At 70.4% G+C, this 23,980-nt stretch carries 25 protein-coding genes and 1 tRNA gene; 6 read left to right on the top strand and 20 right to left on the bottom strand.

The annotated features are described in order from the left end of the window. Positions 1-5: 5 nt before the first annotated feature. The 6 genes from mutM to EER34_RS10465 form a co-directional block, all read right to left on the bottom strand. A complete protein-coding gene (mutM, locus tag EER34_RS10490; RefSeq protein WP_127474606.1) occupies positions 6-932 on the bottom strand; it encodes a bifunctional DNA-formamidopyrimidine glycosylase/DNA-(apurinic or apyrimidinic site) lyase in 927 nt (308 codons plus the stop codon). After that, positions 925-1,626: a ribonuclease III gene (gene rnc, locus EER34_RS10485; protein ID WP_127474604.1), complete on the bottom strand. Its 702-nt coding sequence runs from the start codon at positions 1,624-1,626 to the stop codon at positions 925-927. Before rnc ends, mutM begins: the two co-directional genes overlap by 8 nt. A gap of 16 nt (positions 1,627-1,642) precedes the next feature. Further along, on the bottom strand, positions 1,643-1,852 hold the full coding sequence (gene rpmF, locus EER34_RS10480) for a 50S ribosomal protein L32 (protein WP_055965500.1): 210 nt from the start codon (positions 1,850-1,852) through the stop codon (positions 1,643-1,645). A 2-nt stretch (positions 1,853-1,854) separates the two neighbouring features. Beyond that, entirely contained in the window at positions 1,855-2,409 is a 555-nt protein-coding gene (locus EER34_RS10475; RefSeq protein WP_127475618.1) for a YceD family protein, read from the bottom strand. Positions 2,410-2,470: 61 nt separating this feature from the next. Beyond that, a complete protein-coding gene (coaD, locus tag EER34_RS10470; protein WP_127474602.1) occupies positions 2,471-2,968 on the bottom strand; it encodes a pantetheine-phosphate adenylyltransferase in 498 nt (165 codons plus the stop codon). Positions 2,969-2,981: 13 nt separating this feature from the next. Continuing rightward, positions 2,982-5,144, bottom strand: coding sequence for an ATP-dependent DNA helicase RecG (locus EER34_RS10465; RefSeq protein ID WP_127474600.1), 2,163 nt, complete (start codon positions 5,142-5,144; stop codon positions 2,982-2,984). Positions 5,145-5,218: 74 nt separating this feature from the next. Between EER34_RS10465 and EER34_RS10460 the strand changes: the two genes are divergently transcribed. Then, positions 5,219-5,803, top strand: a complete 585-nt coding sequence (locus EER34_RS10460) for a 1-acyl-sn-glycerol-3-phosphate acyltransferase (RefSeq protein WP_127474598.1) — start codon at positions 5,219-5,221, stop codon at positions 5,801-5,803. 22 nt (positions 5,804-5,825) lie between these two features. After that, on the top strand, positions 5,826-6,401 hold the full coding sequence (gene rsmD, locus EER34_RS10455; protein WP_127474596.1) for a 16S rRNA (guanine(966)-N(2))-methyltransferase RsmD: 576 nt from the start codon (positions 5,826-5,828) through the stop codon (positions 6,399-6,401). A 29-nt stretch (positions 6,402-6,430) separates the two neighbouring features. Here the strand turns inward: rsmD and thiL are convergent, their stop codons facing one another. After that, positions 6,431-7,420, bottom strand: coding sequence for a thiamine-phosphate kinase (gene thiL / locus EER34_RS10450; protein WP_127474594.1), 990 nt, complete (start codon positions 7,418-7,420; stop codon positions 6,431-6,433). Positions 7,421-7,442: 22 nt separating this feature from the next. On the opposite strand from thiL, the gene EER34_RS10445 reads away from it, so the two are divergent. Then, a complete protein-coding gene (locus EER34_RS10445; protein WP_240642278.1) occupies positions 7,443-7,925 on the top strand; it encodes a DUF3515 family protein in 483 nt (160 codons plus the stop codon). A gap of 21 nt (positions 7,926-7,946) precedes the next feature. Here the strand turns inward: EER34_RS10445 and EER34_RS10440 are convergent, their stop codons facing one another. From EER34_RS10440 to EER34_RS10405, 8 genes are all read right to left on the bottom strand, one after another. Further along, positions 7,947-9,038 (bottom strand): D-alanine--D-alanine ligase family protein, encoded by a 1,092-nt coding sequence (locus EER34_RS10440; protein ID WP_127474592.1) that lies wholly within the window; start codon positions 9,036-9,038, stop codon positions 7,947-7,949. Continuing rightward, on the bottom strand, positions 8,938-10,074 hold the full coding sequence (locus tag EER34_RS10435) for an NAD(P)H-dependent glycerol-3-phosphate dehydrogenase (protein ID WP_127474590.1): 1,137 nt from the start codon (positions 10,072-10,074) through the stop codon (positions 8,938-8,940). The genes EER34_RS10440 and EER34_RS10435 overlap by 101 nt, the downstream gene beginning before the upstream one ends. Beyond that, entirely contained in the window at positions 10,064-10,813 is a 750-nt protein-coding gene (locus EER34_RS10430) for a lysophospholipid acyltransferase family protein (RefSeq protein WP_127475614.1), read from the bottom strand. The genes EER34_RS10435 and EER34_RS10430 overlap by 11 nt, the downstream gene beginning before the upstream one ends. A 22-nt stretch (positions 10,814-10,835) precedes the next feature. After that, positions 10,836-12,203: a UDP-N-acetylglucosamine 1-carboxyvinyltransferase gene (gene murA, locus EER34_RS10425; RefSeq protein ID WP_127474588.1), complete on the bottom strand. Its 1,368-nt coding sequence runs from the start codon at positions 12,201-12,203 to the stop codon at positions 10,836-10,838. A 74-nt stretch (positions 12,204-12,277) separates the two neighbouring features. Next, complete coding sequence (leuD, locus tag EER34_RS10420) at positions 12,278-12,874, bottom strand: 3-isopropylmalate dehydratase small subunit (protein WP_127474586.1); 597 nt, start codon at positions 12,872-12,874, stop codon at positions 12,278-12,280. 1 nt (position 12,875) lies between these two features. Then, the gene (gene leuC, locus EER34_RS10415) at positions 12,876-14,354 is read right to left on the bottom strand and encodes a 3-isopropylmalate dehydratase large subunit (protein WP_127474584.1); all 1,479 of its coding nucleotides are present in this window, start codon (positions 14,352-14,354) and stop codon (positions 12,876-12,878) included. 179 nt (positions 14,355-14,533) lie between these two features. Further along, positions 14,534-15,613 carry a fatty acid desaturase family protein gene (locus EER34_RS10410; protein ID WP_127474583.1) on the bottom strand — a complete coding sequence of 360 codons (1,080 nt, stop codon included), beginning with the start codon at positions 15,611-15,613 and terminating at the stop codon, positions 14,534-14,536. A gap of 115 nt (positions 15,614-15,728) precedes the next feature. Continuing rightward, entirely contained in the window at positions 15,729-16,799 is a 1,071-nt protein-coding gene (locus EER34_RS10405; protein ID WP_127474581.1) for a TerC family protein, read from the bottom strand. 283 nt (positions 16,800-17,082) lie between these two features. Here EER34_RS10405 and EER34_RS10400 point away from each other — a divergent pair, with 283 nt between their 5' ends. Both EER34_RS10400 and EER34_RS10395 read left to right on the top strand, forming a co-directional pair. Beyond that, complete coding sequence (locus EER34_RS10400; RefSeq protein WP_127475612.1) at positions 17,083-17,640, top strand: RNA polymerase sigma factor; 558 nt, start codon at positions 17,083-17,085, stop codon at positions 17,638-17,640. Next, positions 17,637-18,818, top strand: a complete 1,182-nt coding sequence (locus tag EER34_RS10395) for a DUF4349 domain-containing protein (protein WP_127474579.1) — start codon at positions 17,637-17,639, stop codon at positions 18,816-18,818. The genes EER34_RS10400 and EER34_RS10395 overlap by 4 nt, the downstream gene beginning before the upstream one ends. A 60-nt stretch (positions 18,819-18,878) precedes the next feature. Here the strand turns inward: EER34_RS10395 and EER34_RS10390 are convergent. Next, positions 18,879-18,954, bottom strand: a tRNA-Glu gene (locus EER34_RS10390). A 107-nt stretch (positions 18,955-19,061) separates the two neighbouring features. Here EER34_RS10390 and EER34_RS10385 point away from each other — a divergent pair. Beyond that, entirely contained in the window at positions 19,062-19,700 is a 639-nt protein-coding gene (locus EER34_RS10385; protein WP_127474576.1) for an MBL fold metallo-hydrolase, read from the top strand. Between the two features lie 101 nt (positions 19,701-19,801). Here the strand turns inward: EER34_RS10385 and EER34_RS10380 are convergent, their stop codons facing one another. From EER34_RS10380 to EER34_RS10365, 4 genes are all read right to left on the bottom strand, one after another. Beyond that, positions 19,802-20,071 carry an HPr family phosphocarrier protein gene (locus tag EER34_RS10380; protein WP_127474574.1) on the bottom strand — a complete coding sequence of 90 codons (270 nt, stop codon included), beginning with the start codon at positions 20,069-20,071 and terminating at the stop codon, positions 19,802-19,804. 64 nt (positions 20,072-20,135) lie between these two features. Next, positions 20,136-22,187 (bottom strand): PTS fructose transporter subunit IIABC, encoded by a 2,052-nt coding sequence (locus EER34_RS10375; RefSeq protein ID WP_127474572.1) that lies wholly within the window; start codon positions 22,185-22,187, stop codon positions 20,136-20,138. 30 nt (positions 22,188-22,217) lie between these two features. Next, positions 22,218-23,171: a 1-phosphofructokinase gene (gene pfkB, locus EER34_RS10370; RefSeq protein ID WP_127474570.1), complete on the bottom strand. Its 954-nt coding sequence runs from the start codon at positions 23,169-23,171 to the stop codon at positions 22,218-22,220. Then, a complete protein-coding gene (locus EER34_RS10365) occupies positions 23,168-23,947 on the bottom strand; it encodes a DeoR/GlpR family DNA-binding transcription regulator (protein ID WP_127474568.1) in 780 nt (259 codons plus the stop codon). The genes pfkB and EER34_RS10365 overlap by 4 nt, the downstream gene beginning before the upstream one ends. Between the last annotated feature and the right edge of the window lie 33 nt (positions 23,948-23,980).

The raw sequence follows: 23,980 nt of genomic DNA, 5'->3' as shown, positions 1-23,980 counted from the left end.
CTCTCTCAGGGGGACGGATGCCGCGGTCCGCGCTGGCAGTGCGGGCAGAAGTGACTCGACCTGTTGGTGAAGGAAACCCGCACGATAGGGCGTCCGCAGCGCGGGCACGGCTCGCCTGTGCGCCCGTACGCGTTGAGCGAGTGCGCGAAGTAGCCCGCCTGGCCGTTCACGTTGACGTACTGCGCATCGAAGCTCGTGCCGCCTTCGGCCAGAGCCTTCTCGAGCACGTGGCGCACCTCGTGGAGCAGCCGGTTCACAGCGCGGGTCGACAGCGCTGCGGCCGGCGTCTCCGGATGGATCCTCGCGGCCCACAGCGACTCGTCGGCGTAGATGTTCCCGACGCCGCTGACCACGGTCTGGTCGAGCAGCACGCGCTTGACCGCGGAGCCCTTGCGCGCGAGCGTGCGGCGGAATCCCGCGTCCGAGAAGGCGGGGTCGAGCGGATCGCGCGCGATGTGCGCGACCTGGCGGGGAACGGATGCCTCGTCGCTCCCCCAGCCCCCGGGCGCTCCGTCACCGGTCGGGATGAGCTCGTCGATCGCGAGAGAGCCGAAGGTGCGCTGATCGGCGAACACCGCCGATACCTCGCCGTGCTCCGGGTGAACCAGGTCGATCCGCACGCGCTCGTGCCGTTCGGGCGCGGCTCCGGGGACGCGCAGCAGCAGCTGCCCGCTCATTCCGAGATGCCCGACGACGGCGTCGGTCGGGGCGCCGTCGCCCGAGGTCGGCTCCAGCGGAAGCCACAGGAACTTGCCGCGACGGGCGGCGGAGCGGATCACGCGGCCGGTCAGGGCCGCCTCGAACTGCACACCCCCGCCCTCGTGGCGGGTGAGCGCGCGCTCGTCGAGCACCGAGACGCCCAGCACGGTGGCGCCGGTGACCGCGGGGGCGAGGCCGGCACGGACCACCTCGACCTCGGGCAGTTCAGGCACGCCCGCTGAGCTCCTGCCACGCACGCAGCGCCGCGGCCATCTCGGCCTGCTTCTTGCTCGATCCGACGCCCTCGGCCGAGACATCGCCGACGACGACGGTCGCGGTGAATTTGCGGTCGTGGTCGGGGCCGGTCGACGACACGGAGTACACCGGAGGCTGGGCGCCGGTACGGGCCGCGAGCTCCTGCAGGCTCGTCTTGGGATCCATGGCCGCGCCGTAGCGCTCCGGGTTCGCCAGGAGGGGCTCGACCAGGCTCAGCACGAGTCGGGTCGCCGCCTCGGGACCGGTCGACAGGTACGTCGCACCGATGACCGCCTCCATCGTGTCGGCAAGGATCGAGTCCTTGTCGCGACCGCCGGTGAGGTCTTCGCCGCGGCCGAGTCTGAGGTGCTCCCCCAGCCCGATGCCGCGGGCGATCTCGGCCAGCGCTACCGTCGACACGACGCTCGCGCGCCGTTTGGCGAGCGCGCCCTCTTCGAGTTCGGGATGTCCGGTGAACAGCAGCACCGTCACAGCCTGGCCGAGCACGGCGTCGCCGAGGAACTCGAGGCGCTCGTTGTGCGGCACCTGCCCGTTCTCATACGCCCACGAACGATGCGTGAGCGCGAGCGACAGAAGCTCGGGGTCGATCTCGACCCCGAGCTTCTGCGTGAGTTCGGTGAGCGCGAGGCGCTCATCCATGACGTCGGTCATGTCGCCGGGAGGGCGATCAGACGTCGGCGACCTTGCGGCCCTTGTACTCGAGGAACAGCTCGGTGCCCTGCGAGTCGGTGACGACCTTCGCCTGGTGCGGACGGCTGTAGACGGTCTTGCCGTTCTCGACGGTGGTGGTCAGCGTGATGGGCGCCGCCTTCCACTGCGCGCGACGCGAGCGGGTGTTCGAGCGGGAGACCTTCCGCTTCGGGGGGTTACCTGCCATGGCTAGCTCTCTTCTGTGTTCTCGACGCGGAGGCGCGGTGCTTCTTCGTCGTGGTCTGTGGTGTAGTCCTGGAGCGCGGCCCAGCGAGGATCGAGGGGCTCGCGCTGCTCTGATCCGGTGTTCTCGGTCATCCGCTCACCCGTGGCCGGATCAAGGCCGGGGCAATCCGGCTGACACACCGGCTGAAACGGAAGCGACAGGACAATCGCATCCCTGACCAGAGTTTCAAGATCCACGTGGTCGTCTTGAACCTCGAAGTCAGTTGCTTCCTCTCCAGGATACGCGAAAAGCTCCTGAAACTCGACTTCGACCCCCTCGGCGATGTCGGTGAGGCAGCGCCCGCAGACGCCGGCGTACTCGGTCTCGGCGGTTCCGGACACGAGAATCCCCTCGTGCACCGACTCCAGCCGGACGTCGAGGTCGATCGGAACGCCGGCGTCGACCGACACCAGACCCTCGCCCCACTTCTCGGGAGCGGAGACCTCGAAGGCATGCTCACGCATCTCCCCCGGGCTGCGGACGATGTCCTTCACGCGGATCACGAACGGACCCGTCACATGCTGTCTGGCCACGATCACCCATCGTAGTGGGGCCCCGCTGTGCGGGGACCGGGAGCGGTCAGACCTCTCGCGCGCCCGTGTCGAGGAATCGCGCCACGGCCGGCGGGACGAACGGCGACACGTCTCCGCCGAGCGAGGCGACCTGACGCACGAGCGAGCTCGACACGAGGGCGTGCGCCGGATCCGGGAGCAGGAAGACCGTCTCGACGTGCGCGAGGTGGCGGTTCACGATCGCCATCGGCGTCTCGTAGGCGACATCGACCTGCGACCGGATGCCCTTGACGAGCACGCCGGCATCGACATCCGTCGCATAGTCGACCAGGAGCCCCATGCTCCACGAGGCGATCACCACATCGCCCTCGATGTCGCTCTCCGCGATCGACTGCTCCAGCAGCGCGAGGCGCTGCGCGAGGGGCAGCATCGCCTCCTTGCCCGGGTTGTGCACCACCAGTACGTGCAGCTGGTCGTAGAGCGAGGCCGCGCGGCGGATCACGTCGAGGTGACCGAGGGTCGGCGGGTCGAAGGACCCGGGGACGACGGCGATCCGGCTGTTCATGGGGCCAGCCTATTCAATTCTTCGCGAGGGCCGCGCGCTCCTCGATGCCCACGCGACGCTCGAGAGCGGCCGCCAGTCCCGGATGCCGCACCAGTGCCGGGTCGTCGTCGAGCACCTGCTCCGCGGCGACCCGCGCCTCGGCGATGACATCGGCGTCCTTGACGACCCGCAGCAGCCGCAAAGACGACCGGGCGCCCGACTGGGCGTCGCCGAGCACATCGCCCTCGCCGCGCAGCTCGAGGTCGACCTCGGCCAGTTCGAACCCGTCGAGCGTCGCGGCGACGGCCTCGACGCGCTGGCGTGCAGGCGACCCCGCGCCTGACTCCGTCACGAGCAGACACAGGCCCGGGACGCCGCCGCGCCCGACGCGGCCGCGCAGCTGATGCAGCTGCGAGACCCCGAACCGGTCGGCCTCGAGGATCGCCATGGTCGAGGCGTTCGGCACATCGACGCCGACCTCGACGACGGTCGTCGCGACGAGGACGTCGATGTCGCCGCGCGCGAACGCCTGCATCACGGCATCCTTCTCGTCGGAAGGCATCTTGCCGTGGAGCATCTCGACCCTGATCGCCGAGAACGCAGGATGCCGCGACAGCAGGTCGGCGACCTGAACCACGCCCCATCGGGTGCGGGTGCCTTCGACCTCCGCGTCACCCACGGGCTCGTCGGCGGTGTCGTCCTTGGTCAGCGCCTCCGCGTCGATCGCGGCGCACACCACGAACGCCTGACGGCCCTGCGCGACCTCCTCGGCGATGCGGTCCCAGACCCGGCCGAACCACGCCGGCTTCTCGGCGAGGGGCGCCACGAAGCTCTGGATGCCCGCACGCCCCGCCGGCATCGTGCGGATCGTCGACACGTCGAGGTCGCCGAACACGGTCATCGCCACCGTGCGCGGGATGGGCGTCGCGGTGAGCACCAGCGCGTGCGGCGAGGAGCCCTTGGCCCGCAGAGACTCGCGCTGCTCGACTCCGAACCGGTGCTGCTCGTCGACGACGACGAGGCCGAGGTCGGCGAACGTCGTGCTCTCGCTGAGCAGCGCGTGCGTGCCGACGACGATGCGCGCCTGCCCGGACGCGACGCGGAGCGCCGCCTTGCGGCGCTCGGCCGCCGGCATCTGTCCGGTGAGCAGCGTGGGCATGAGCTCGGGTGCGAGCCGGGGCCCGAGCGCGCGGGCGATCGACCGCAGATGCTGGCCGGCGAGCACCTCCGTCGGCGCGATGAGGGCGGACTGTCCGCCGCTCTCCGCCACCTGCAGCATCGCCCGCAGCGCCACGAGCGTCTTGCCCGATCCGACCTCGCCCTGCACGAGCCGGTTCATCGGCCAATCGCCTTGCAGATCGCGCTCGACCTGCTCGCCGACGCTGATCTGGTCGGGCGTGCGCGGGAACGGCAGCGCCTCGTCGAACCGCTCGAGGAGCGAGCCCGGCGCACGGCGTGTCGCCGACAGAGCGCGGACGAACGCCCGCTGCTGCAGCAGCGCGGCCTGGAGCACGAAGGCCTCGTGCATGCGCAGCGTCTGACGGGCCGGTTCGATCTCGTCCTCGAACTCGGGGCGGTGGATCCGCTCGACGGCCGTGCGCGCCTCCAGCAGGCCATGACGCGCGCGGAGCTCGTCGGGCAGCGGGTCGGGCACAGGACCGAGACCGTCGAGGACCAGATCGACGATCTTCTTGAACTGCCAGCTCGCGACCGTGCTCGTCGCCGGGTAGATCGGAATCGGCAGGTTCGCGTTCGCCTCCGCCGTGAGGCGGGCCGTCTCCTCGTCGTCGAACAGCTCGTAGTCGGGGTGGGCGAGCTGCTTCGCGCCGCGGTACTCCCCCACCTTTCCGGCGAAGATCCCGCGCCGCCCGGGAGCGAGGTCCTTGATCCGCCACGACTGATTGAAGAACGTCAGCGAGAGGTCGCCCTGTCCGTCGGAGATGACGACCTCGAGAATCGATCCCTTGCGGTTCTGCATGCGGCGCTCGCTCGCCCGGCGCACCTCCGCCACGATCGTGACGGCCTCGCCGACGGGGAGCGACGAGATCGGCGTGAGCTCGCCGCGCTTGGCATAGCGGCGGGGGTAGTGCGAGAGCAGGTCGCCCACGGTGCGCATGCCGAAGGCACGGTCGAGCGCGGACGCCGTCTTTCCGCCTACGGCGCCGTCCAGGCGCGACTCGAGCGTGAACGACGGCATGCCAAGAGTCTAGATTCGACCGGCGACCTCGCCACTGTCGGCGTTGCCCCAGGCGCGTGTCGTACGGTAGCCGGATGCTCCGACGACTCGTCTCCCGCGTCTACTGGGCCTGCAGTCGCTGGACGCTGTCCTCGGAGCCGGCTCCCGATCGCCCCACCGTCCTCCTCGGCGTCCCCCACACGTCGAACTGGGACTTCCTCCTCATGCTCGGCATCGCGTGGCGCCTCGGAATCCCCGTCCGGTGGCTCGGCAAGTCGAGCCTGTTCCGCGGCTGGTGCGGACCGATCATGCGCCGGCTCGGAGGCATCCCCGTCGACCGCTCCGACCCGTCGAGCGTGGTCGCCGATGTCGTGGCCCGCATCCGCGGCGGCGAGAGGTTCGGCCTCGTAGTCACGCCCGAGGGCACGCGCGGCGCCGGCGCGTACTGGAAGTCGGGCTTCTACCGCATCGCGCGCGAGACCGGCCTGGGCGTCACGCTCGGCTACGTCGACCGCACCACGATGACGACGGGCCTCGGCCCGACCATCGAGCTCACCGGCGACGTCAAGGCCGACATGGACGTCATCCGCGCGTTCTACGCCGACAAGTCCGGCCTGCGGCCCGAGTACCGCACCGAGCCCCGGCTGCGCGAAGAGGACTCCTCGCCCGCCGCCGCGTGAGCGGCCCGGCTATCGTGGGCGTGTGACGCGCATCATCGCCGGCCGTGCCGGCTCCCTGACGCTCGAGGTCCCCGATGCCGGCACCCGCCCGACGAGCGACCGCGTTCGCGAGTCGCTGTTCGGAGCTCTGGAGTCCGCAGACGCGCTGCGCGGCGCCGCCGTGCTCGATCTGTACGCGGGATCCGGCGCACTGGCACTCGAGGCCCTGAGCCGAGGTGCGCGGAGCGCCGACCTCGTCGAGAAGGCGCCGCGCGCGGCATCCGTCATCCAGCGGAACACGACGCGCGTGACCAAGGCGATCGGGCGGGATGCCCCGACCGCGGTGCACCGGACATCCGCCGTCGCCTACCTGCAGATCGCCCGGGGCCCCTTCGACCTCGTCTTCATCGACCCGCCCTACGATCTCGCGGAGTCCGAGCTCACGCACGTGCTCGAGCTCCTGACCGGCTCGCTCGCTCCGGGCGCGATCATCGTCGTCGAGCGGGCGAAGCGCTCGCCGGAGCCCACGCTTCCCGCGGGGCTCGTCGCCGACCGGTCGAAGCGCTACGGTGACACCACGCTGTGGTGGTCGTCGACGGCGCCGCCGGCCGAGGACTGAGCGCGGCGGGCCGTCGACCCCCGAGGCCGTCAGCCCCGGCCGGCGTCCCAATCGCGATAGGGGTCCCATCCCCCGGCGCCGTCGTGCGGGTGACCGTCGATCAGCACCGCGTCTGTGCTGCGCGCGATGATCCGGCCGAGTGCGCGGAAGCCGTCCGGCAGCGCCGCGCCGGACGGGAAGGTCGCGAGGAGTGCGTGATCCTCGCCCCCCGTGAGCGTCGAAGCCGGGTCCGGCCCGAGCGCCGCGGAGTCGACCTCGACGGTCACGCCGGATGCATCGGCCAGCCGGGAGGCGTCGAGGACGAGTCCGTCCGACACGTCCATCATCGCGGTCGCCCCCGCACGGGCCGCCACCGGGCCGAGGCCCACCGGCGGTGCCGGCCGCAGCTGCACCGCCACGTCGGCCCGCTCTTCTTCGGTGAGCAAGACGGCATCGATCGGGACCGGCTCGCCCGAGGCATCCGTGAATCGCGCGAACAGCAGCCCGAGGCCGCGGGCGGCCCGCCCGAGCGTCCCCGCGACGGCCAGGACATCGCCGGGGCGCGCTCCCGAGCGCCTCACCGGCGGGATCCCGTGGAGGGATCCGAGCGCGGTCACGGCGATGGTGAGGGTGTCCGAGACGGTGAGGTCGCCGCCCTCCACCGCACAGCCGGGGGCGAGCTCGTCGCAAGCGGCGCGGAGGCCGTCGGCGAGGCTGGTCACGAACGACAGGCGCATGTCTTCGGGCATGGCGAGCGCGACCAGCAGCGCGGTCGGAACCGCGCCCATCGCGGCGACGTCGGCCAGGTTGACGGCGGCGGCCTTCCAGCCCAGGTCGAAGCCCGACGACCAGGCGAGCCGGAAGTCGGGCCCGTGGACGAGGGTGTCGACGGTGGCGACCACGCGGGCGTCGGGAGCGTCGAGGACGGCGGCGTCGTCTCCGGGACCCACCGGGGCATGGGACGCGCCCAGCCGTTCGAGGATGCCGCGGAGGATCGCACCCTCGCTCAGGTCGCCGACGCGCGGATCCGAGGCACTCATCCCCCCACGGTAGCCTGGAGGAGTGACCCGAGCGCGCCGCATCCTCGCCTCCGTGCTCGCCGTGACCGCCGCCGCGGGCCTCGCCGGGTGCGGCTCGACCGTCTCGATGCAGCCCGCCCCCGCCGCGAACGATCCGGCGTGCGCCGAGGTGTCGGTGCTCCTCCCCGGGAGCCTCGCCGGGCAGGAGCGGCGGTGGACGGATGCGCAGGCGACCGGCGCATGGGGAGAGCCCGCCGCCGTGCTCTTCACGTGCGGCCTCGAGCCGCCGGGGCCGTCGACGCTCCCCTGCCAGACGGTGAACGGCGTCGACTGGATCATCGACGAGTCCGAGGCGCCGAAATACCGCGTGACGTCGTTCGGGCGGGTGCCGGCCGTCGAGGTGTACCTCGACAACGACGTCGTCGCCAGCGCCGAGGTGCTCGACTCGCTCTCGCTCATCGTCTCCCGGCTGCCCGCGGACGGGGCGACCTGCCTCGACCGCGTCAACGCGACCGCGGACGACTGAGCGCCCGCCGACCGAGGGACGCTAGGCCGCGCGGTCCAGCGCCGTGTCGATGAGCTCGGAGATCAGCTCGGGATACGTGAGCCCGGACGCTATCCAGCACTTCGGGAACATCGAGATCGGAGTGAACCCCGGCATCGTGTTCAGCTCGTTGACGAAGAGCCCATCGGTCGTGAGGAAGAAGTCGACGCGCGCGAGACCGCGTCCGTCGACGGCCTCGAACGCACGCACCCCGAGCTCCTGGATCGCGGCGATCTCGGCATCCGCCAGATCCGCCGGGCAGACCACATCGGCGCCGTCGCCGCCGAGATACTTGCCCTCGAAGTCGTAGAACTCCCGCGTGGTCAGGACGATCTCGCCGGGGAGGGATGCCCGGGCCCGGGCTCCGTCGCGCCCTTCGAGGATCGCGACCTCGACCTCGCGCCCGACGATCGCGGTCTCGATGAGGACCTTGTCGTCCTCCGCGAAGGCCAGCTCGAGAGCGGCCTCGAGCTCGGACGGGTCGTGGACCTTCGAGACGCCCACGCTGGAACCTGCGCGCGCCGGCTTGACGAACGTCGGCTCGCCCAGAGACGCGGCATCCGCCCGCACGCCCTCGGCGTCGGACTCCCAGCGGCGTCGAGTGACGGTGACCCATGGAGACACAGGCACGCCTGCGGCCTCCAGCACGATCTTCATGAAGTGCTTGTCCATGCACAGCGCCGAGTCGAGCACGCCGCCGCCCGCGTACGGGATGCGGAGGGTGTCGAAGAAGCCCTGGACCGTGCCGTCCTCGCCGTGCAGACCGTGGAGGATCGGCAGCACGACGTCGACGGTGCCTACCTCGTCGACCGAGCCGTCGGCCCGCCGCACCCGCAGGGTGCGGTCGTCACCGCCCTCGGGCCACAGGAGGCGCGTGCCGTTGTCGACGACCTCTGGGAGGCGTTCGGCGTCGAGTGCGAACTTGTCGGGGTCGTCGTCCTCGAGGACGAAGACGCCCTCGGGCGTGATCCCGATCGGGATCACGCGATAGCGATCACGGTCGATCGCCCGCAGCACCCCGCCCGCCGTTGCGGAACTGATCGAGTGCTCGCTGGATCGACCGCCAAAGAGCACCGCCACCGCCGGCCTGTCCATTCTGCGTCCTCTCCCCCTTGGGGGTGTCGTCGTCTGTCGTGAGATGCGGCGCGATGTCGCGCGGGTTCATGGTTCCGTCCAGCACCATCTTGACCTGCTCGACGATCGGCATCTCGACGCCGACCTCCCGAGCGAGCTGCAGGATGGGCGCCACCGATGCGAGCCCCTCGGCGGTCTGGTTCATCTGCTTGACGACGTCGTCGAAGCGATAGCCCTGGCCGAGGAGGCGGCCGGCGGTGTTGTTGCGGCTCAGGGGCGACTGGCACGTGGCGATGAGGTCGCCCAGGCCCGCCAGCCCCTGAAGCGTCTCGGGGTGGGCACCGAACGCGACGGCGAAGTCGGTCATCTCTACGAGGCCGCGCGTGATGATCGAGGCCTTCGTGTTCTCGCCGTAGCCGACGCCGTCGACGATGCCGATGGCCACGGCGATGAGGTTCTTCAGGACGCCGCCGAACTCCGTGCCGATCACGTCGGTGTTGACGAACGTGCGGAAGTAGTCGTTTCGCGCGCGCCGGGCGACCGCCTCCGCGGTCTCCTGACTGGTGGACGAGATCACGGCGGCGGTCGGCTGCTCGCGCGCGATCTCGAGAGCGAGGTTGGGCCCCGACGCCACGGCGATGCGCGCCGGATCGCAGTGGAGCTCCTGCTCGATGACCTGGCTCATCCGAAGGCCCGTCCGACGCTCGACGCCCTTCATGAGGGAGACGATCGGGACGTCGCTGCGCGAGACGAGCGGCCGGACGGCCTTGAGGTTCTGCCGCACCGCCTGGCTCGGAATCGAGAGGTACACCTGCTCGGCCCCGTCGAGCGCCTCGGACAGGTGGTGCGTGGCGGACATGTTGCGCGGCAGGTTGATGCCGGGGAGGTACTCGCTGTTGCGCTTCGCCTCGTGGATCTCGCTCGCGAGCTCCGGACGGCGCGCCCACATCGTCACGTTCGCCCCGCCGTCGGCGAGGATCTTGCCGAAGGTCGTCCCCCAGCTCCCCGCTCCGATGACCGCGACGCGCGGCCGGGAGGCATCCTGTCTACGGCTCAAGGCGACCCGTCTCCTTCTGCCCGTGGTCGGCGGGGTTCCAGCGCTCGGCGGGGGCCGCCTCGCCGCGGAGCTGCGCGAGCAGATCCGCGATGTCGGACATGACGGCGTCGGTCGCCGCCGCGAGATTCACCGGCTGGCCCTCCCCCTGGAACGACGAGAGGTCTACCGGGTCGCCGAACAGCACCCGCACCCGGCGTCGCAGCGGCCACAGCTTGAGCTTGCCGTACCGGGGCATGACCTGCTGCACGCCCCACTGCGCCATCGGGATCACGGGGATGCCGTCCTGCAGCGCCAGGCGGACGGCGCCGGTCTTGCCGCGCATCGGCCACAGGTCGGGCTCGCGGGTGAGCGTGCCCTCGGGGTAGACGATCACACCGCGGCCGAGGCGGACGAGGGTCTCGGACGTCTCGAGCGTCTGGCGAGCGGATGCCGCAGACGACGATCGTGCGACCGGGACCATACCGGTGCCCTTCAGCACCCAGCCGAGGACGGGCACCCGGAACAGGCTCTCCTTGGCCATGAACCGCGGTGCGCGGCCGGCCTTCCACACGGCGAGGGCGACGGCGAGCGGATCGGCTTCGGAGTAGTGGTTCGGCGCGAGCACGTACGCGCCCTCACGGGGCAGCTTCGCGGCGCCGTCGATCTCGAGCTTGAACAGGAGCGCGATGAGCGGAGCGGCGATGGCGGCCAGCGGCCAGAACACGCTGGGCCTGGTCTTCTCGCGAGACGCCCGCGGCATCGGGGACGAGGGTGCCACCGGGTTATCCGATGACGTCGAAGTCGGCGCCCAGGGTCTCGAGCTTCGTCAAGAACTTCTCGTAACCGCGGCGGATGATTCCGACGTTGCGGACGACGGACTCGCCCTCCGCCGCCAGCGCGGCGATGACGTAGCTGTAGCCGCCCCGGAGGTCGGGGACGACCACGTCCGCCCCGTGAAGGGGAGTCGGTCCGTTGATGACGGCGGCCTGCTCGAGCGCCCGACGAGGCACACGACGGTCGGCGGCGTCGATGCCCTGCGGGTGCACGACGATGTCGGCGCCCATCTGCACGAGCGCGTGGGTGAAGCCGAGACGGTTCTCGTAGACGGTCTCGTGCACCGTCGACGTGCCGACGGCCTGCGTGAGGGCGACGATGAGCGGCTGCTGCCAGTCCGTCATGAATCCGGGGTGCACGTCGGTCTCGACGACGACCGGCTTCAGAGCGCCGCCGCGGCGGAACTGGATGCCGTCCTCGTGGACGTCGAACCAGCCGCCGGCCTTGCGGAAGACATTGAGGAAGGTCAGCATCTCCTGCTGCTTCGCGCCGCCGACGAAGATGTCGCCGTCGGTGGCGAGCGCCGCGCACGCCCACGATGCGGCCTCGTTGCGATCGAAGATCGCCCGGTGGTCGTAGCCGCGGAGCGAGTCGACGCCCTCGATGAGGATGACGCGGTTGGGCTCGTACGAGATGATCGCGCCCATCTTCTGCAGCACCGCGATCAGGTCCATGATCTCGGGCTCGATCGCGGCGTTGCGCAGCTCCGTCGTGCCGCGCGCCTTCACGGCTGTGAGGAGCACCTGCTCCGTCGCGCCGACGCTCGGGTACGGCAGTTCGATGTTGGCTCCGTGGAGGCCGTCCGGGGCGGTGATCCGGATCCCCTCGTAGCTCTTGTCGACGACAGCGCCGAATGCTCGCAGCGCGTCCATGTGGAAGTTAATCGGGCGGTCGCCGATGCGGCATCCGCCGAGATCGGGGATCAGCGCCTCGCCGAGCAGGTGCAGCAGCGGTCCGCAGAAGAGGATCGGGATGCGGGATGCCCCGGCATGCGCGTCGATCTCCTCGAAGTGCGCCGACACGGCGCCGCTCGGGTCGAGGTGCAGCGTGCCCTCCTCGTCGCCGTCGTCCACGCGGACGCCGTGGACCTCGAGGAGCGAGCGCACCACCTGCACGTCGCTGATGTCGGGGACGTCGCGCAGCGTGCTCGTCGTCTCGCCCAGCAGCGCCGCGACCATCGCCTTTGTCACGAGGTTCTTCGCGCCCTTGACCTCGACGCGCCCGGTGAGGGGGCGTCCGCCGCGGATCGCGAGGACCTCGCCTGCCGGCTCTTCGCCGGGTGACTGGCTGGACGTAACGCTGAGAGCGGACTTCATCCGGTGAACCTCACTTGTGTCTTCGAGGGGCGGCAGGGACAGAGCACATGCCCGGGTGGGGCGTGCGTCCTGGCTTACGGAACAGGGAGCGTCCGCGGCCGCCATGCCTCGCGGCGAGCCTCGAACTGCGCGATCTTGTCTTCGTTGCGCAGCGTGAGCCCGATGTCGTCGAGCCCTTCGAGAAGCCGCCACCTAGTGTAATCGTCGATGTCGAAAGCCACCTCGAGATCGCCGATCGTCGCGCGTCGCGCCTCGAGATCGACCGTCATCGGGATGCCGGGCTCCGCCTCGATCGCGGCCCAGACGGCCTCGGCGTCGGCTTCGGAGATGACGCCGGTCAGCAGGCCCTGCTTTCCCGCGTTGCCGCGGAAGATGTCGGCGAACTTCGGACTCAGCACGACCTTGAATCCGAAGTCGCGCAGCGCCCAGACAGCGTGCTCGCGACTCGAGCCGGTGCCGAAGTCGGAGCCCGCGACCAGGATGCTCGCACCGGCGTACGACGGCTGATTGAGGACGAACCCGGGGTCCTGACGCCAGTTCGCGAAGAGCGCGTCCTCGAAACCGGTCTTGGTGACGCGTTTGAGGTAGACGGCGGGGATGATCTGGTCGGTGTCGACGGCAGAGCGCTTCAGCGGCGCCGCGATGCCGGTGTGGGTGCTGAACTTGTCCATGTCAGGCCTCCGCTCCCGCCGCGATCGTCGAGTCGACCGCGATCGGCTCCAGGTCACCGGGGCTCGAGAGCGTTCCCCGCACTGCGGTCGCGGCCGCCACCAGCGGCGAGACGAGATGCGTCCGGCCGCCCTTGCCCTGACGGCCCTCGAAATTTCGATTGCTCGTCGAGGCGCACCGCTCCCCCGGAGCCAGCTGGTCGGGATTCATGCCCAGGCACATCGAGCAGCCGGCGAACCGCCACTCGGCGCCGAAGTCGGTGATGATCTTGTCGAGGCCCTCGGCCTCGGCCTCGAGCCGCACGCGAGCCGACCCGGGGACCACCATGACGCGGACGCCCTCGGCCTTGGTCCGCCCCTCGATGACTGACGCGAACGCGCGGAGGTCCTCGATGCGGCTGTTCGTGCAGGAGCCCATGAAGACGGCGTCGACCGCGACATCCTTCAGCGGGGTCCCCGGCGCGAGGTCCATGTACTCCAGCGCACGCTCGGCGGCCGCACGCTCGTTCGGATCGGCGATGTCGGCCGGGGTCGGGACGACGTCGGACAGCGAAACGCCCTGGCCGGGGTTCGTGCCCCACGTGACGAACGGCTCGAGCTCGTTCGCGTCGAGGTACACCTCTGCGTCGTAGACGGCGCCCTCGTCGCTCGGGAGCGTCCGCCAGTAGGCGACGGCATCGTCCCAGTCCTGGCCCTGCGGGGCGTGGGGACGGCCCTGCACGTAGTCGAAGGTGATCTCGTCGGGCGCCACCATGCCCGCGCGGGCGCCGGCTTCGATCGACATGTTGCACATCGTCATGCGGCCCTCCATGGAGAGGGCGCGTATCGCGCTGCCGCGGAACTCGAGCACGTAGCCCTGCCCGCCGTTCGCGCCGATCTTGGCGATGATCGCGAGGATGACGTCCTTCGCGGTGACGCCCGGCCTCAGCTCGCCCTCCACGGTGATGGCCATGGTCTTGAACGGCTTGAGGGGCAGCGTCTGGGTGGCCATGACGTGCTCCACCTCACTCGTGCCGATGCCGAAGGCCATCGCGCCGAACGCGCCGTGCGTGCTCGTGTGGCTGTCGCCGCACACCACGGTGATGCCGGGCATCGTCAGTCCCAGCTGGGGGCCGACGACGTGGACGATCCCCTGCTCCTTGTCGCCGAGAGAGTGCAGGCGGACGCCGAACTCCTCGGCGTTGCGGCGCAGGGTCTCGATCTGCGTGCGGCTGGTGAGGTCGGCGATCGGCTTGTCGATGTCGAGCGTCGGAGTGTTGTGGTCCTCGGTCGCGATCGTCAGGTCGAGGCGGCGCAGCGGCCGTCCTTCGGCCCGGAGCCCGTCGAACGCCTGGGGGCTTGTGACCTCGTGCACCAGGTGGAGGTCGATGTAGATGAGGTCGGGCTGCCCGTCCTCGCCCTTGACGACGAGGTGGTCGTCCCAGACCTTCTCCGCCAGCGTGCGCGGCCGGTCGGGAATGACGGATGCGTCGGAAGTGCTCATTGCTCTGTTCTCCTCGGAAGGGGACTGTGCCCGCAAAGGGATGGGCCCGCGACGAAACTCCGCGACGAGGGAGGCCTGGGAACTAGGACTCGTCGCGGCCGCTAAGGAGAAGGCGAGCGATCCGCACGGGCCCAGGTTACCACCGGCGACGGATGCCTCGTCTCCGCGTCTCCGCTCCGCTAGATCGCACGACGCTCGGCGACGAGGGGGCAGTCGAACGGATCGCGCTCCCCCAGCCCGACTCGATTGATGTACCGGACGACGATCCCATACGACTCCCAGAGCCCGGTCGCCGTGTAGGGAACCCCCTTGTTCTCGCAGTACTCCGCCACGATCGGCGCGGCACGGCGCAGGTGCGGCCGGGGCATCGAGGGGAAGAGGTGGTGCTCGATCTGGTAGTTGAGTCCGCCCATCGCGATGTCGAGAGCCTTCGGCCCGCGAATGTTGCGGCTCATGACGACCTGGCGCGTGAGGAAGTCCAGGCGCGCGTCCTTCGGCACGAGGGGCATCCCCTTGTGATTGGGGGCGAAGGCCATGCCCATGTAGACGCCGAACAGGCCGAGCTGCACCGCCAGGAACACCGCGGCGATCCCCGGAGACAGCACCAGGAACACGAGCGTGACGAATCCGGCCAGCCGCATTCCGAGGAACCCGATCTCCACCCACCGCCGATCCACATGCTCGCGGGCCATGACCCGTCGGACGCTCGACGCGTGGAGCGAGAGCCCTTCGAGCAGCAGGATCGGGAAGAAGAACACGCCCTGATGCGCGACGATCCAGCGCGCGAGCGGCGACCGCTGGGCGTCGACCTGCTGCGGCGTGAACGCGATGACGGGAAGGTCGATGTCTGGATCGGCGTCGATCTTGTTCGGATTGGCATGGTGGCGGGTGTGTTTGTGCCTCCACCAGCCGTAGCTCATCCCGACCAGCAGGTCGCCGAGCACGAGGCTGATCCAGTCGTTCCAGCGTCCTGAGACGAAGATCTGCCGGTGTGCCGCGTCGTGGCCGAGCATGGCGATCTGCGTGAACAGGATGGCGAACCCGGCCGCGGTGAACAGCTGCCACCACGTGTCGCCGATCAGGATGAACGCGATGATCCCGGCCGCGAGGACGACCGGCATCGCGATGAGTCTCGTCCAGTAGTAGACGTACCGGCGGCGCATGAGGCCGGAGTCGCGGACGATGGCGGCGAGCTCGGTGAACTCGCTGGCCGAACGCGCCTCGGTCCGGGGCTTGGTGGCGATGATTCCAGGTGCCATCTCGACCTCCCGGGGTCGATGCAGGCGGCGGGCGGGCACGTGCCCGCAGTCCTCAGCCGCACGCTACGCGCGTTGGCTGGACGCGCTCACAGGTTCCGGGAGGCCGATGCGGCGCTCAGTGCTCGTCGGCGCGAGGGGCGTCCACCGTGGGCGGCGTCCCCTTCTCCTCGGCGACGACGGCCGCCGCGGCATCCGCGGTCGCCGCCTTCTTCTCGTTGGCCGATGCGACGAGGCTCGCCACGGTGGCGACGGCCATCGAGAGGATGATGACGCCGAGCGACATCCACGTCGAGATCTCGGGCGCCCACTCGATCGGCTCGCCGCCGTTGATGAACGGGAGCTCGTTGACATGCATCGCGTGGAAGACGAGCTTCAGGCCGATGAACGCCAGGATGAACGCGATGCCGTAGTGCAGGTAGCGCAGGCGATCGAGCAGGTCGCCGAGCAGGAAGTAGAGCTGGCGCAGCCCCATCAGCGCGAAGATGTTCGCCGTGAAGACGATGAAGGCGCTCTGCGTGATGCCGAAGATCGCGGGGATCGAGTCGATCGCGAACAGCAGGTCGGTGACGCCGATCGCCGCGAAGACGATGATCATCGGCGTCCACAGCTTCTTGCCGTCGACGACCGTGCGCAGCTTGGCGCCGTCGTAGTGGTCGCTGATGTCGATGAAGCGGCGGAGCATCCGCACGACGAAGTTCTCGCGCTGGACCTCCTCGTCGTGGTCGCCGCCGGGGAACGCCTGGCGCCATGCGGTGTAGACCAGGAAGGCGCCGAAGATGTAGAACACCCAGCTGAACTGCTCGATGATCGCGGCGCCGGCGAGGATGAACAGCCCGCGCAGGACGAGCGCGATGATGATGCCCACCATCAGCACCTCCTGCTGGTAGCGGCGAGGCACCGCGAACTGGCTCATGATGAGCACGAACACGAAGAGGTTGTCGATCGAGAGGCTGTACTCCGTGAGCCACCCCGCGACGAACTGGCCCGCGTACTCGGGGCCGGCGAAGACGAACATCAGCCCGGCGAAGATCAGCGCCAGCGTGACGTAGAAGACGACCCACAGCGTCGACTCCCTGGTCGACGGGATGTGCGGACGCTTGAGGATGAGGAGCAGATCGCCCAGGAGGATGAGCGTCAGGATCACGAGGGATCCGATTTCGAACCACAGCGGGAGGTCGAGGTCCATGGAGGGCCTTTCGGGGAACGTTCGAGGAGGTCGGCGGAAGCCGAGAGTCTCTCCCCGCGAACCTTCCGGCCGCGGCACGCACCCGGGGTCGCACTGTCGGGACCCGTGATGACGGATGCGTGCTGTCGGGATACTCCCTCTCGCCCGATCAACGATACAGGCTCGGGATGCCGCGACCGCCCGCCGCGAGACGATCCCGGCACTCGCGACACTGACATGGTGAGAGACAATGGTGCTCCGCGACGACGCCCCCGGCATCGTGCGCGGAGCCGACAGGACGGGCATGGCACAGGACACCGAGCGGGACGACGCCGCGCTCGTGGCGCAGGCCGCGAGCGGGAGCGAGCACGCCTTCCGCGCCCTCTACCGCGCCTACGTGCGACCGGTGTACTGGCTCGCCCACGGGCTGGTCGGAAACGCCGCCGACGCGGAGGACGTGACCCAGGAGACCTTCCTCGTCGCGTGGCGGAAGCTCCCGGGCCTCGAGCTGGCGGGCGAATCGCTGTTGCCGTGGCTGGCGACGGTGTGCCGCTTCCAGGCGGCGAACCGCATCCGCCGCCAGAAGCGCGACCGCGAGCACACGGCCGCGGCCGCCGACGACACGCTGCCGGCAACCGTGGATGTCGAGGAGCAGGTGATCGGCGCAGACCTGGCCGACCGCATCCTGCAGGCGGTCGCCGGGCTGAGCCCCCTCGATCGCGACATCTTCCGACTGTGCGCGGCTGAAGGGTACGCGTACCAGGCAGCCGCCGAAGAGCTGGGCGTCGCGCACGGCGTCGTCCGCAATCGTCTCTCCCGCATCCGGACGCGCCTCCGGACCGTTGTGAAGGAGAGCACATGAGCATGCAGCAGCCCGCGGGCGCGCCGCCGGAGCTTCCCGAGCTCAGCGCGGAGCGAGTGGATGAGATCGAAGAGGCGCTGTTCGCCGACATCGCGCGAGAGCGAACCTCCCGGCAGGCGCGCCGCGCGAAGCGCGGACGCATCTGGATGGCGGGCGGCGCCGCCGCCGCCGTCATCGCGGTCGCCGCGATCATCGCGCCGAGCGTCGTCCCACTCGTCTCCGGCAGCGCCGGGTCGTCCGACGAGGCCGCGGTCGCCCCGGAGGTCGCCCCCGATGCCCCCGTCGACTCCGGCGCGGACACCGGCACGATGACGTCGGAAGACAGCGGCGGCGGCAAGGACGGCGACCTCGGGTCGCAGCCCGGCGACGCCGTGATGGGCGACTCGGCGACGGGCGAGAGAGAGATCATCACCGCGGCGTCGGCGACCGTATCGGTCGACGATGTCGCCGTCGCCGCGCGGACGATCGGCAACTCCGCGGTCGCCCACGACGGGTACGTCGAGTCGATGAGCATCGGCACGAACGGCGAGGTCTACCCGATCGATCCGCAGAGCGGGGTCGCCTACGACACGGTCCCGTACCCCTACTCCCCCGACGGGGCATGGATCACGGTCCGCGTGCCGTCCGACGAGCTCCCGGCGGTGGTCGCCGAGCTCTCCGACGTCGGAGAGGTCACCGCTTCGTCGATCAACCGCCAGGACGTCACCGAGCAGACGGTGGACCTCCGTGCCCGCATCGACGCGGCCGAGGCATCCGTCGATCGCCTCATCGACCTCATGGCGGAGGCGACGAACGTCGCCGACCTCATCGCCGCCGAAGCCGCGCTCTCCGAACGGCAGGCGCTTCTCGAGTCCTACCAGCAGCAGCTGAAGATGCTGGAGGACCAGGTGGCCATGTCGTCGCTCACCGTCACCCTGACCCCCGTCGTGGAGACGGTGGAGGCCGACCCCGCCGGCTTCGCCGACGGCCTGACGGCGGGATGGAACGGACTCGTGGCGACCCTCAACGGCATCGTCATCGCTCTCGGCTTCCTCATCCCCTGGCTCGCCGTCGCCGCCGTCGCCGCACTCATCGTGTGGGGCATCGTGCGTGTCGTGCGCGGCCGGCGGGCGGCGAGGAGAGCGGATGCCTCGGCCGCCCGCGCTGCCGACGAGAAGATCGACGATCCGCTGATCTGATCCCGATCCGACGCCGAGAACGACAGAAGCCCGGTCCTTTCGGACCGGGCTTCTTCGTGTTGGTGACCCCAGCGGGATTCGAACCCGCGTTACCGCCGTGAGAGGGCGGCGTACTAGGCCGCTATACGATGGGGCCGTTTTCGCAACCGTTCGATTATGCCATGGTGTTCATCGCCTCTCCAAATCGAGGCCGGGATCGGCGCGGCGCTTGCCGACACCGGTGGCCCGGGGTTGACTCTGGGCATGCGAGTGACCAAGTTCGAGCACGCCACCCTGACCCTCCTCGAAGCCGGGCGGACCCTGGTCATCGACCCTGGGGCGTACACCACCCCCCTCATCGACCTCGAGGACGTCGTGGGGATCGTGATCACCCACGAGCATCCCGACCACTGGACCTCAGAGCACCTCGACCGCCTGCTCAAGGCCTTCCCGGGCACGCCGATCTACGGGCCGGAGGGCGTCGCGCGCGCTGCCGCCGGGTACGAGGTGACCGCCGTGCACCCGGGCGACACGCTCGAACTCGGGCCGTTCCGCCTCGAGTTCTTCGGCGGCCGGCATGCGGTCATCCACGAGTCGATCCCGGTGATCGACAACGTCGGCGTCCTCGTCAACGACGCGTTCTACTATCCAGGGGACTCGTACGCGGTCCCGTCGGGCAAGGACGTGCGGCTGCTGGCTGCGCCCGTCGGGGCACCTTGGCTGAAGATCGGCGAGGCGATGGACTTCGTGCTCGCCGTCGCGCCGCGGCGCGCGTTCGGGACCCACGACATGACGCTGTCCGTCATCGGCCGGGACATGGGCCGCGCACGCCTGAGGTGGGCCGTCGAACAGGACGGCGGCGAGTTCCTGGCTCTCGACCCGGGAGCATCCACCGACCTGTGACCCGCCGCCGGGCAGACGCAGACGACGGATGCCGCGGCGGCTTCGACCCGCAGCATCCGTCGTCTCGTCTGTGGATGGATCGGCTTCGTCGAGCGATCGACCTACTCGGCGTCGAGATCGGTCTCGAGCAGCTCGACGAGCTCGTCGAGCGCTTGCTCCGCACCGTCCCCCTCGGCCTTGAGTGTCACGACGGTACCATGCGACGCCCCGAGGCCCATGAGGGACAGGATGCTGCCCGCGTTGAGGTCGGGACCGCCGTCCACCGCGATGGTCACGGGGACGCTCTTGCCCTGCACGGCCTGCACGAAGAGCTTCGCCGGACGTGCGTGCAGGCCGGAGCTGCTCGCGATGGTGGCCTGACGTTCTGCCATGGGATGGTTCCTTTCATCGAGGACGTGCTTCAGCTTTCCGCATCGGTCGGGCGGACGCCAGTGATCAGGCCGGGACGGCGACAGCAGGGATCGACTCGGCCTCGGCGAGCTCCTTCGGTGCGATGAATCGCTTGAAGGCCACGACGAGGAAGCCGGACACCAGGACCCCGGCGATCAGAGCGACGAGGAAGCCCCAGATCGGGTTGATGGCGAACAGCACGAAGATGCCGCCGTGCGGGGCGAGCGACTGCACGCCGAACAGCATGGTCAGTGCGCCGGTGACTGCTCCACCGACCATCGATGCGGGGATGACCCGCAGCGGGTCGGCCGCAGCGAACGGGATGGCGCCCTCGCTGATGAACGCGGCTCCCAGGAGCCACGCCGCCACGCCGTTCTCGCGCTCCACCGGCGTGAACATGCGTCGGGCGAGGACCGTCGAGGCGAACGCCATCGCGAGCGGCGGCACCATTCCGGCCGTCATGACCGCGCCCATGATCAGGTACGGCGTCGGGTTCTCCGCGGTGGCTGCACCGAGGCCTGCGACGGCGAAGGCGTACGCGACCTTGTTCACCGGGCCGCCGAGGTCGAAGCACATCATCAGGCCGAGGATGACGCCGACGATGACGATGCCGGAGGTGCCGGCAAGGTCGGTGAGCCACGTGTTGAGCCACTCCATCAGCGTCGCAATCGGGCGCCCGAGGAAGAGGATCAGCAGGCCGGATGCGACGATCGATGCGAGAAGCGGGATGATCACCACCGGCATGAGACCGCGCAGCCACCGAGGTGCGTTGATTCGGCCGATCGCATACGCGATGAAACCCGCCAGCAGACCGCCGACGATGCCGCCGATGAAGCCGGCGTTCATGAGGACGGCCACGGCGCCGGCGACGAATCCCGGCGCGATGCCGGGCCTGTCGGCGATCGCGAACGCGATGTACCCGGCGAGGGCCGACACGAGGAATCCCATGGACGTCGCACCGATCACGAAGAGCATCGAGCCGATGTACTGACCGAGCCCGCCGGCGGGCAGAGCCCACAGCGCGTTGTTGACGACGATGTCGAACGCCTGGTTGTCCGCGTTGACGTTCACGCCCCCGAGGAAGGGCAGGAAGCTCAGCGCGATCAAGAGGCCGCCGCCTGCGACGAACGGGATCATGTAGCTGACGCCGGTGAGCAGGATCCGCTGGATGCGCGCGCCCCACGAGATCGAATCGCTCCCGGCCGCGGCGGCGCCATCCGTCGCGGTGCCCGACACCCGGGCGGCGTTCGGATTGTTCGCGGCGGCGACGGCCTCGGCGATGAGCTCGCGCGGCTGCTCGATGCCCCGCTTGACGCCGGATCGCACGAAGGGCTTGCCCGCGAACCGCTGCTGCTCCCGCACGTCGACGTCCGTCGCGAAGATGACGGCGTCCGCGTTCTCGATCACCTCGCGGGGCAGCGCCTGGTAGCCGCTCGAGCCCTGCGGCTCGACGGCCAGGTCGATCCCGGCGACGGTTCCTGCCGCGGTGAGGGCGTCGGCCGCCATGAACGTGTGCGCGATGCCCGTCGCGCACGCGGTCACCGCCACGATCCGCGCCGGTCGCCCGTCGATCGCGAGACCGTCCGCGACCGGAGCTGCGGCGGCCGCAGGCGCCGCAACGGCGGCGGGGGCGGCCGAGGCATCCCCCTCGCCGATCGCGTTGCGCACGATCGCGACCACCTCGTCGTTCGTCTTCGCCGCACGGAGCCCGGCGGTGAAGTCGTCCTGCATGAGACTGCGCGCGAGCTTCGACAGCACGGCGAGGTGCGCCTCCGCGGCACCCTCGGGCGCGGCGATGAGGAAGACGAGGTCGGCAGGGCCGTCGGGCGCGCCGAAATCGACTCCGGGCGAGAGACGCGCGAAGGCGAGGGACGGCTGCGTCACCGCGGCACTCTTCGCGTGCGGGATCGCGATGCCGCCGGGAAGACCCGTCTCGTCCTTCTGCTCACGAGCCCAGGCATCCGCGAAGAGGCCGTCGGCGTCGGTCGCGCGACCCTGCGCGACCACGCGTGCGGCGAGTGAGCGGATGACCGCGGCCTTGTCGGAGCCGAGCCCGACGTCGAGACTGACGAGGTCCGGGGTGATGGTCTGGGACACGATGACCTCCAAGGGTCGGTTGGGCGGGGTTCAGGCGGGCGGCGAGAGGCGAGTGACGACCACGTCGCCGGCGGGGAGGTCGGCGGGTGTCGGGGCTTGTGTGCCGGGGAGGGATGCCGCGGCCGCGCCGTAGCGGATCGCGCGGCGGAGGCGCTCCTCCGGGCCGGCGCCGTCCTCGTCGGCGAGCACATAGCCGGCGAGCGAGCTGTCGCCCGCGCCGACTGTGCTGACGACCCGGATCGCAGGCGGGGCGGCCGCCCAGGCGCCGTCGGCGGAGACGAGCACTGCCCCGTCGGCGCCGAGGGTGACGAGCGCGGCGCGCACACGCGACGGGACGAGGCCGCGCGCGACCTCGACGACCGCGCCCGCCAGATCGCCGGACGGCAGCGTCACCCCGGCCAGCTCGGCGAGCTCCTCGTCGTTGGGCTTGATCAGGTCCGGCTCGCCGCGCTCGACGACCGCCGCGAGGGCGGGTCCAGAGGTGTCGACCGCGATCAGCGGAGCCTTGGCTCCGAGCGCGTCCCGCACGGCGTCGATCACGTCGACGTAGAAGCCGTCGCCGGCCCCCGGCGGGAGCGAGCCGGCGAGCACCAGCCAGCGGGCGCCCGCAGATGCCTCGACGACCGCCCGGACGACGGCGGACGCGTCCGCGCGGGTCAGCGTCGCGCCCGGGAGATTGAGCTTGGTGGTGACGCCCGACGCATCCGTGATCGTGACGTTCGCCCGCACGTGTCCGCGCACGGGCACACGGCGCGCCTCGATGCCGGCCGCACGAAGTGCTCCGTCGAAGGGATCGTCCGCGGCGAGAGGGAGGACCGCGATCGCACCGACGCCCGCCGCCGAGACGACTCGAGCGACGTTGATCCCCTTGCCGCCGGCATCCTCGCGGGCGCCCGACGCAGACTGGACGTCTCCGGGACGCAGCGGCTCGTCGAGGGTGATCGTCCGGTCGAGGGACGGGTTCGCGGTGAGCGTCACGATCATGCGAGCCACACCTCCACGTCGGCATCGGAGAGGGCCGCCGACAGCACGGGATCGGGCTCGGCATCGGTCACGAGCACGTCGATCTCGGCGAGGGGCGCGAAGCCGACGAGCAGCTCGCGGCCGAGCTTGTCGGAGTCGGCGACGACGACGACCCGCCGCGCGGAGCGCACGATGGCGCGCTTGACCGCCGCTTCGTCGGGGTCGGGAGTGCTGAGCCCGAAGTCGGCGGACACGCCGTTCGTGCCGAGAAAGGCGACGTCGGGACGCATGCTCTCGATGGCCCGCACGGTGTCGGCGCCCACGGCGGCGGCGGTGAGGCCGCGGACCCGCCCGCCGATCAGCGTCAGGGCGGCGCCCGGGACGGCCGCGAGGGCGTTCGCGAGGGTGAGCGCGTGCGTCACCACTTCGATCGATCCGGTCGACAGGCGCGGGGCCAGGTGGCTCGCGACCGCGGCGGTCGTGGTGCCCGCGTCGAGGAACACAGATCCGCGGAACGCCTCGCCGACCGCCGCGGCCGCGCGCTGCCCGATCGCGGACTTCGCGGCGCTGTGGCGCTGAAGGCGCTCTGCCAGGGGCGACTCGGCGGTGCTCGCCCGATCGATCGCGACGGCGCCGCCGTGCACACGGCGCAGCGCCCCCGCGGACTCGAGCTGGTCGAGGTCGCGGCGCACCGTCTCGGTCGTGACGTCGAAGCGACCCGCGAGATCGACCACGCTCACGCGTCCGTCGACGAGCAGCAGTCGCTCGATCTGCTCATGGCGCTCCGTTGCGTACACCTGCGACCCTTCGTTGGATTTCCCACACAGTAC

Origin of the sequence: Microbacterium sulfonylureivorans (genome assembly GCF_003999995.1) — a bacterium.
In the GTDB taxonomy this organism is placed as follows: domain Bacteria; phylum Actinomycetota; class Actinomycetes; order Actinomycetales; family Microbacteriaceae; genus Microbacterium; species Microbacterium sulfonylureivorans.
This window is presented reverse-complemented; position numbering and strand designations above follow the sequence as displayed.